At 75.2% G+C, this 7,944-nt stretch carries 8 protein-coding genes; 2 read left to right on the forward strand and 6 right to left on the reverse strand.

The genetic code is table 11. From position 1 onward, the window contains the following. Window positions 1-47 precede the first annotated feature (47 nt). The 3 genes from ABZW03_RS09570 to ABZW03_RS09580 form a co-directional block, all read right to left on the reverse strand. Window positions 48-791, reverse strand: coding sequence for a hypothetical protein (locus ABZW03_RS09570; RefSeq protein WP_355254335.1), 744 nt, complete (start codon window positions 789-791; stop codon window positions 48-50). 80 nt (window positions 792-871) lie between these two features. Beyond that, complete coding sequence (locus tag ABZW03_RS09575; protein ID WP_355254337.1) at window positions 872-1,690, reverse strand: ABC transporter permease; 819 nt, start codon at window positions 1,688-1,690, stop codon at window positions 872-874. After that, window positions 1,687-2,604: an ATP-binding cassette domain-containing protein gene (locus ABZW03_RS09580; RefSeq protein WP_355254339.1), complete on the reverse strand. Its 918-nt coding sequence runs from the start codon at window positions 2,602-2,604 to the stop codon at window positions 1,687-1,689. The genes ABZW03_RS09575 and ABZW03_RS09580 overlap by 4 nt, the downstream gene beginning before the upstream one ends. A gap of 196 nt (window positions 2,605-2,800) precedes the next feature. Between ABZW03_RS09580 and ABZW03_RS09585 the strand changes: the two genes are divergently transcribed. Beyond that, window positions 2,801-4,093 (forward strand): histidine kinase, encoded by a 1,293-nt coding sequence (locus ABZW03_RS09585; RefSeq protein ID WP_355254341.1) that lies wholly within the window; start codon window positions 2,801-2,803, stop codon window positions 4,091-4,093. Further along, window positions 4,090-4,797 (forward strand): response regulator transcription factor, encoded by a 708-nt coding sequence (locus ABZW03_RS09590; protein ID WP_355254343.1) that lies wholly within the window; start codon window positions 4,090-4,092, stop codon window positions 4,795-4,797. The genes ABZW03_RS09585 and ABZW03_RS09590 overlap by 4 nt, the downstream gene beginning before the upstream one ends. A 16-nt stretch (window positions 4,798-4,813) precedes the next feature. Here the strand turns inward: ABZW03_RS09590 and ABZW03_RS09595 are convergent, their stop codons facing one another. From ABZW03_RS09595 to modA, 3 genes are all read right to left on the reverse strand, one after another. Beyond that, window positions 4,814-5,890 carry an ABC transporter ATP-binding protein gene (locus tag ABZW03_RS09595; RefSeq protein WP_355254345.1) on the reverse strand — a complete coding sequence of 359 codons (1,077 nt, stop codon included), beginning with the start codon at window positions 5,888-5,890 and terminating at the stop codon, window positions 4,814-4,816. 145 nt (window positions 5,891-6,035) lie between these two features. Then, the gene (locus tag ABZW03_RS09600) at window positions 6,036-6,914 is read right to left on the reverse strand and encodes an ABC transporter permease (protein WP_355254347.1); all 879 of its coding nucleotides are present in this window, start codon (window positions 6,912-6,914) and stop codon (window positions 6,036-6,038) included. Then, complete coding sequence (gene modA, locus ABZW03_RS09605; RefSeq protein ID WP_355254349.1) at window positions 6,911-7,753, reverse strand: molybdate ABC transporter substrate-binding protein; 843 nt, start codon at window positions 7,751-7,753, stop codon at window positions 6,911-6,913. The genes ABZW03_RS09600 and modA overlap by 4 nt, the downstream gene beginning before the upstream one ends. Window positions 7,754-7,944 lie beyond the last annotated feature (191 nt).

Here is a 7,944-nt window from a genome sequence, read left to right on the forward strand (position 1 = left end):
TGTTCGCTGTCATCTGTTCGCCACGACCCGTCCGCCGTTCCTCGTGGTCAGCCCTGCTCGTACCGCCGCATCGCCCGTAGGCCGCCGCAGACCGCGAGGGCGGTCCATGCCGCCATGATGAGCAGCCCGGTCCAGTGTCCGTAGTGGATGCCCGGCTCGGGCTGGGTGCGCGTCGCGTACAGGCCGGCCCGGTCGGGCAGGAACTGGCCGATTTCGCGGACACCCGGGATGGCGGCCAGCCAGGTGGTGCCCAGGAACACCATCGGGGTCAGCAGGCCGAGCGCGGCGCTGAAGTTGCCCAGCATGGCGGTCAGTCCGAGGCAGAGCAGCACCATCAGCGGGTGGTACAGCACGCCGGCCAGGAAGCTGCGGGCCAGCCCCGGGGTGGCGAGGTCCAGGCCGACGGTGCTGCCGACGGCCAGGAACGACCCCGCCGTCGATGCCAGCCCGAGCAGCAGGCCCAGCCCGGCGCCGAGCGCGAGCTTGGCGCCGTACAGCCGGCCGCGCCGGGGGACGGCGGTGAGCGAGGTGCTGATCATGCGGGTGTTGAACTCCTGCCCGACCAGCAGGATGCCGAGGCAGGCCACCGCGACGTGGCCGAAGAGCAGCCCGTAGAAGATCCCGCCGGCCGGGTCCTCGCCGGGCGTGTGGTCCTTGGCCCCGTAGGCGGCGTTGACGGCCGCCGTGATGCCGACGGTCAGCACCAGGGCGACCAGCGGGGCCGCCCACTGCGAGGGCAGGGTGGTGAACTTGACCCGTTCGGCGCGCAGCGCGTCGGTCATCGTGCTCATTCTCGCTCCCATCTCCCGTCTCCCGTCTCTCGCTTCTCGTTTCTCGTCTCGCCCAAGCACCACGTCCCGCTCGGCCGGGCTCACCTGGCGCGCCGCAGGGCGCGCAGGCCGCCGTACGCCGCCAGGGCCGTCCAGAGCGCCATGATCAGCAGTCCGGTCCAGTGGCCGTAGCCGACCTGCGGGTCGTCGGCGTACCGCAGGGCGTACTGGCCGGCCCGGTCGGGCAGGAACTGCACCACCCGGCGCACCCCGGGGACGCCGCTGAGCAGTGGCGAGAGCAGGAAGAGGGACGGGACCAGCAGGCCCATGGCGGCGGTGAGGTTGCCCAGCAGGGCCGTCGTCCCGAGGCAGAGCACCACCAGCAGCGTCTGGTAGAGCACCCCGGCGACGGCGGCGCGGACGAAGGCGGGCCCGTCCCAGCCGCCGGGGGCGGTGGCCGCGTACCCGGCGAAGGCACCCGCCGTGGCGAGGGCGCCGACCGTCAGCCCGACCAGTGCGCCGAGCGCGAGCTTGGCGCCGTACAGCCGGCCGCGCCGGGGGACGGCGGTCAGCGACGCGTCGATCATGCGGGTGTTGAACTCCTGGCCGATCAGCAGGATGCCGAAGCAGATCAGCGCCGCCTGGCCGAAGTTGAGGCCGTAGAAGACGCCGACGCCGGGGTCGACGGTGAGGCTGTCGTCCTTGTCGCCGAGGGACGCGCCGATCGCGGTGGTGACCCCGGCGGTGAGCGCCAGGGCGACCAGCGGGGGGATCCAGAGCGAGCGGAGGGTGGTGAGCTTGATCCGTTCGGCGCGGAACGCGTCGAGGGCCGGACGCGTGGCCGGTCGCGTGGCCGGAGCCGTGGTGCGGGGCGCGGCGGGCGGCGCGGGAAGCGGTGCGGGAAGCGTCGGCGCGCTCATGCGGCGGCCTCCGCACGGTACTCGACGCTGTCGGCGGTCATCCGCATGAACGCCTCCTCCAACGAGTCCTGTTGCACGGCGATCTCGTACAGCACCACGCCGTTGGCGGCGGCGAGCGTGGCGATCCGCTCGGGTTCGGCGCCGCTCACCTCCCAGGCGCCGCCGTCGACTTCGGTGGCGTCGAGGCCGTGGCCGGGGTCGCGGAGCAGGGCGGCGAGCTTGGTCGCGTCGACGGCGCGGACCCTGGTCCGGGTGCGTCCGTGGCGGTCGATGAACTCGGAGGTGGTGGCGTCGGCGAGCAGCCGGCCGCGCCCGATCACCACCAAGTGGTCGGCGGTGAGCGCCATTTCGGTCATCAGGTGGGAGGAGACCAGCACCGCCCGGCCCTCGACGGCCAGGTCGCGCAGCAGGGTGCGGATCCAGCGGATGCCCTCCGGGTCCAGGCCGTTCACGGGCTCGTCCAGCAGCAGCACCGGCGGGTCGCCGAGCAGTGCGGCGGCCACCCCGAGACGCTGGCGCATGCCGAGCGAGAAGCCCCGGATCCGCCGTCCGGCCGCGTCCGCCAGGCCGACCTGACCGAGCACCTCGTCGACCCGGCGGGCCGGCAGCCCGTTGCTCGCGGCGAGCCAGCGCAGGTGGCCGTGCGCGGTCCGGCCGCCGTGCAGCGCCTGGGCGTCCAGCAGGGCTCCGACGGTCCGCAGCGGGTCCGGGAGTTCGACGTACGGCCGGCCGCCGACCAGGGCGTGTCCGGTGGTCGGCCGGTCGAGGCCGAGGACCAGGCGCATGGTGGTGCTCTTGCCGGCCCCGTTCGGGCCGAGGAAGCCGGTCACCACGCCGGGCCGGACCTCGAAGGTCAGGTCGTCGACGACGCGCCGGCCGTCGTACTCCTTGGTCAGACCCCGGATCTCGATCACGGCCCGCTCCCCTCGTCTCGATGGTGTTCTCCGCCCGTGCTGGCCGTGGTCGGCCCCGGGCGGTGGCTCCATTCGACCGGAGCGGGCCGGTGCGGCGGATCCCGCCGGGGCGGGGAGCCGTCTCCCTCCCGGGAGGGAGACGATCGGAGACCGGAGCGGGAGCCTGCGGCCGTGGCCGACCTGGCAGGATGGCCCAATGTCCAAGATCGCAGCGCTGAAGAGCGCGGTGTCCGGAACCGCCCTGCCGGGGCGCGTGGTGCCCGGGCTCGTCGCGCCCCTGGTGGCCGGTGCCACGTACGCGCGACTGCTGCACCTGCTGGTGGGGTGGATCTTCGCGGGCATCGTGCTGATGGTCTATCCGGGGACGTACGGCAAGAGCCTCGACGAGATCCTGACGGCGAGCGTCTCGCTGGACACCCTGCTGCTCGCGCTGGTCGCGCTCGTGCCGGCCGCGCGGCGCGCCGAGGGGGTGCAGGCCCGGCTGCTGCTGGTGCCCGACCGGGAGGAGGACATCGCCGTCGAGCCCTCCCGCACCTGGGCCGACCGGCGGCGCACGGCCGGCTGGTTGATCGGACGGGTCGCGCTCGGCACGGCGGTCGGATTCGCGACGGTCCTCGGGCTCGCCACCTGCTACGAGGCGCTGACCGGTCCGCGGGTGCTGTGGTACCTCCCGTTCACCCCGCTGTTGGTGCTCGGCTTCGGCTGGTTCCTGGTGTACGCGGGTCGCCTCCAACTCGCCATGGCGGTACGGCTGCTGGGGCCGTCCCCGGCGGAGCGGCTGGCCGAGGCGGAGCTGCGGGCCGAACGGCTGCTGGAGCGCAACCGGTTGGCCCGGGAGCTGCACGACTCGATCGGCCACGCCCTGACGGTGACCGTCCTCCAGGCGGGAGCGGCGCGCGAGGTCGGGGACCCGGCCTTCGTCGCCAAGGCGCTCGAAGTCATCGAGGAGACCGGCCGACAGGCCATGGACGACCTCGAACGCACCCTCGTGCTGCTGCGCGAGACCCCGGCCGGGGCGAACGGCGCGGCCACCGAACAGCCCGGGATCGACCAGCTGCCCGCGCTGTTCGACACCGCCCGGGCGGCCGGCCACCCGGTGGAGGCGCGGGTCCAGGTGCCGCCCGGCACCCTGCCGGGAGTGCTCTCCCGCGAGTCGTACCGGATCGTCCAGGAGGGCGTCACCAACGCGCTCAAGTACGCGCCGGGCGAGCCGCTCGACATCCGGGTCGCCGTACGGGACGGCCAGTTGGAGCTGCGCTGCGCCAACCGGCTGCCCGGCGGCGGACGTTCGGCGGCCGGAGCGGCGCGGCCCCCGGCGGGCGGGGCCGGCGGGGCGGGCAGGGGTGCGACGCGCAAGGGCGGCAAGGGGCTGCGCGGCATCCGCGAACGCGCCACGCTGCTCGGCGGGGAGGCGACGGCGGGGCCGATGGCGGAGGGGGACGGGGAATGGGTGCTGAGCGTCCGCCTGCCCCTACGCTTGGGCTCGTGACGAACGATCTTGTGACGCCGGGACCGGCCGGGGGAACCGCCGGGACGACCGACATCCTGCTCGCCGACGACGAGGAGCTGGTCCGGGCCGGCCTGCGGGCCGTCCTGGAGGCGCAGGGCGACCTGCGGGTGGTCGGCGAGGCGGCGGACGGTGCCGAAGCCGTCGCCCTGGCCCGCGCGCTGCGCCCGCAGGTGGTGCTGATGGACGTCCGGATGCCGGTGCTGGACGGCCTGGCGGCCACCCGCGAGCTGCTGCGCCCCGGGGCGCCGGGGGAGCGCCCGCCGCGGATCCTGGTCGTGACCACCTTCGAGAACGACGACTACGTCTACCAGGCCCTGCGCGCGGGCGCCGACGGCTTCCTGCTCAAGCGCACCCGCCCGGCCGAGATCGCCCACGCGGTACGGCTGGTGGCGGCGGGCGAGTCGCTGCTGTTCCCGTCCGCGATCCGCCGGCTGGCGGCCGGGCACGGCAACCCGACCGCGCGGGCGGCCATGGAGCGGGCGGCGCTGACCGAGCGCGAGGCGGAGGTGCTGCGGCTGGTCGCGCGCGGCCTCAGCAACGGGGAGATCGCCGAGCAGCTGTTCCTCGGCGTGCAGACGGTGAAGACGCACGTCAGCAGCGTGCTGGCGAAGCTGGGCGCGCGGGACCGCACCCAGGCGGTGATCGCGGCGTACGAGTCGGGGTTCGTCGAACCGTCGGAGTGATCCGGTCGGCGGGCCGTCAGGCCGGGTAGGCGTGGGTCTGGGTGGCCTTGACCGAGGCCCAGACCGCGACGCCGGGCGCCAGCTCCAGCTCCGCGACGGCGGCCGGGGTGAGGTCGGCGGCCATCGGCAGGTCGCCGGCCAGCTCGGCGCGGACCTGGTCGCCGTGCAGGTCCAGCCCGGTGACCTCGGCCTTCCACAGGTTGCGCGCACTGGTCCGCGGGCGTTCCCGGTACAGCGTCACGGCGGACGGCGGGAAGGCGACGAAGGCCGGGCCGTCCAGCTCCTCGGTGGTGGCCAGGACCGTGCCGTCCGGGAGCGTGACCCGGGTGCCCTCGGCCCGGCCCTGGTACAGGTTCAGCCCGACCAACCGGGCGATGTAGTCGGTGCGCGGGCGCCGGGCGACCTCCGCGGGGCTGCCGGACTGCACCTCCCGCCCGTCCTCGATCACCACCAGCCGGTCGGCCAGCACCATGGCGTCCAGCGGGTCGTGCGTCACCAGCACCGCCACAGCCTCGAACTCGGCGAGGTGGCGCCGTAGTTGGGCCCGTACGTCGAGCCGGGTGCGGGCGTCCAGGGCGGCCAGCGGCTCGTCCAGCAGGAGCAGCCGGGGGCGTACGGCGAGGGCGCGGGCGAGCGCCACCCGCTGGGCCTGGCCGCCGGAGAGCCGGCCGGGGCGGGCCGAGGCGTGGTCGGCCAGGCCCATCCGGTCGAGCCAGCCGGCCGCCTCCGCCCGCGCCTCGCGCTTGGGGCGGCCCTGGCAGCGCGGGCCGAAGGCGACGTTGTCGAGCGCGCTGAGGTGCGGGAACAGCAGGTAGTCCTGGAACACCACGCCGACCGGCCGCTCCTCGGCCGGGGTGTGCACGCGCTGCGCCGGGTCCTCCAGCAGGCGGCCGTCCAGGCGCAGGTGGCCGCCGGTGAGCGGGAGCAGCCCGGCGAGGGCGCGCAGGGCGGTGGACTTGCCGGCGCCGTTGGGGCCGAGCAGCGCCACCACCTCGCCGGGGGCGGCGGCGAGGGCGAGGTCGAGGGCGAACGCGGCGCGCTCGACCCGCAGGCGGGCGTCCAGCGCGGGGCCGGGGCGGCTGTCGGTGGTCATCGGGGCGGCGTCCAGGTGTCCGGGGTGTCCAGTGCGGCGGGTGCGCCGGGCGCGTGCCGTGCGCCCGGCGCGGAAGGCGTGGAGGGTGCGGAGGGTGCGGCCGTCGTGGCCGGGGGAGTGGCGGAGGGCGTGCGGGCGGGCGGGGTCACGGCGTCGACAGCCAGCGGTCGCGCAGGCCGACCAGGACGGCCACCGAGACCACCAGCAGGACCAGCGACAGCGCGATCGCCGCCTGCGGGTCGGACTCCATGGCGAGGTAGACGGCCAGCGGCATGGTCTGGGTGCGGCCCGGGAAGTTGCCCGCGAAGGTGATCGTCGCGCCGAACTCGCCGAGCGCCCGGGCCCAGGCCAGGACGGCCCCGGCGGCGATCCCCGGGGCGATCAGCGGCAGGGTGACCCGCCGGAACGCGGTCAGCCGGGAGGCGCCCAGGGTCGCGGCGGCCTCCTCGTAGCGGGGGTCGGCGGCCCGCAGCGCGCCCTCGACGCTGATCACCAGGAACGGCATCGCCACGAACGCCTCGGCGATCACGACCCCGGTGGTGGTGAACGGCAGGGTGATGCCGAAAGCGGAGTCCAGCCAGGAGCCGACGATGCCGCGCCGCCCCAGCACCAGCAGCAGCGCCACACCGCCGACCACCGGCGGCAGCACCAGCGGCAGGGTGACCAGCGCCCGGATCACCCGCCGGCCCGGCAGCTCGGTGCGGGCGAGCAGCCAGGCCAGCGGGACGCCGAGGACCAGCGACACCGCGGTGGCCGCGGTCGCGCTGATCAGCGACAGGCGCAGCGCCTCCCAGACGGCGGTGCTGGTGAGCTGTTCGGACAGGCCGCTCCAGGGCGCCCGGATCAGCAGGCCGACCAGCGGCAGGACCAGGAACGCGAGCCCGAGCAGCGCCGGGAGCAGCAGGGTGGCCGGGACGCGGTGCGGGCGGCGGCTCCTCGGGCGGCGGCTTCGTGGGCGGGGACTCCGTGGCGGGCTCGGGTGGTCCGGGCGGTCCGCCCCGGAGCCGGTGGTGCGGTCGTTCACGGCGCCTGGAAGCCCGCCGCGGTCAGCACCTGCCTGGCCTCCGGCGACTGGACGTACGCGACGAAGGCGGCGGCGCCGCCCTTGTTCGGCGCCTTGGCGAGAGCGGCGATCGGGTAGTCGTTCACGGCCTTCTCGGCCTCGGGGAAGTCCACACCGTCGATCTTCGCAGCATCGGCGTGCACATCGGTCCGGTACACCAGCGAGGCGTCGACCTCGCCGAGCTCGACCTTGGTGAGCGCGCCCTTGACGTCCTGCTCCAGGGTGACCGGGGTGAGGTCGAGGCCGGCGGCCTTGAGCGCGGTCCGGGCGGCGGCGCCGCACGGCACCTCCTTCGCGCACAGGGCGACCTTCACGCCGGAGGCGGTGAGGTCCTTGAGGCCCGTGATGTGCTTGGGGTTGCCCTGGGGAACGGCGATGGTCAGGGTGTTCCTGACGAAGGTCGCCGGCTGTCCCGCGGCACCGCCCGCGTCCGTCACGGTCTTCATGGTGGCCGGGCTGGCGGCGGCGAACACGTCGGCCGGGGCGCCGGAGTTGATGCTGGTGGCGAGGCTGGAGCTGCCGCCGAAGTTGAAGGTGACCTTGGTGCCCGGGTTGGCGGCCTCGAACTTCTTGCCGAGCTCGGTGAAGGTCTCCTTCAGCGACGCGGCGGCGAAGACGGTGACGGTGCCGGAGGCCTTCGGGACGCCGCCGGTGCCGGAGCCGTCCGGGGAGGCGGCCGAGGAGGCCGTGGAGCCGGAGGACGTGCCGTCGCTGCCGCAGGCGGTGGCCCCGAGGCCGAGGACGAGGGCCGCGGAGACGGCGACGGCGAGCCTGCGGGCGGTGGGCGTACGGGTGCTCATCGGTGCTTCCCCTCCGGGGTGCGCGCCGGACGGGGCGCGAGGGACTGGTCGCAGGTGCGGCCGTTAAGCCGATCATAGTGCCGCACATGCGAGCGATGAACCCCCTGCCGGTTCGCACGGGCGAGGGCCGGTGCGAACCTGCGGGCTGCCGCGGGACGGCCGCGGCGGTCCTGGCGGGGTCCCAGCGCGGG

Origin of the sequence: Kitasatospora sp. NPDC004799 (assembly GCF_040609095.1) — a bacterium.
In the GTDB taxonomy this organism is placed as follows: domain Bacteria; phylum Actinomycetota; class Actinomycetes; order Streptomycetales; family Streptomycetaceae; genus Kitasatospora.

Bases quoted from the DNA above. Each gene is read 5' to 3' on its own strand.
- ABZW03_RS09570 (WP_355254335.1), bottom strand. From the start codon at position 791: ATGAGCACGATGACCGACGCGCTGCGCGCCGAACGGGTCAAGTTCACC.
- ABZW03_RS09575 (WP_355254337.1), bottom strand. From the start codon at position 1,690: ATGAGCGCGCCGACGCTTCCCGCACCGCTTCCCGCGCCGCCCGCCGCG.
- ABZW03_RS09585 (WP_355254341.1), top strand. From the start codon at position 2,801: ATGTCCAAGATCGCAGCGCTGAAGAGCGCGGTGTCCGGAACCGCCCTG.
- ABZW03_RS09595 (WP_355254345.1), bottom strand. From the start codon at position 5,890: ATGACCACCGACAGCCGCCCCGGCCCCGCGCTGGACGCCCGCCTGCGG.
- modA (WP_355254349.1), bottom strand. From the start codon at position 7,753: ATGAGCACCCGTACGCCCACCGCCCGCAGGCTCGCCGTCGCCGTCTCC.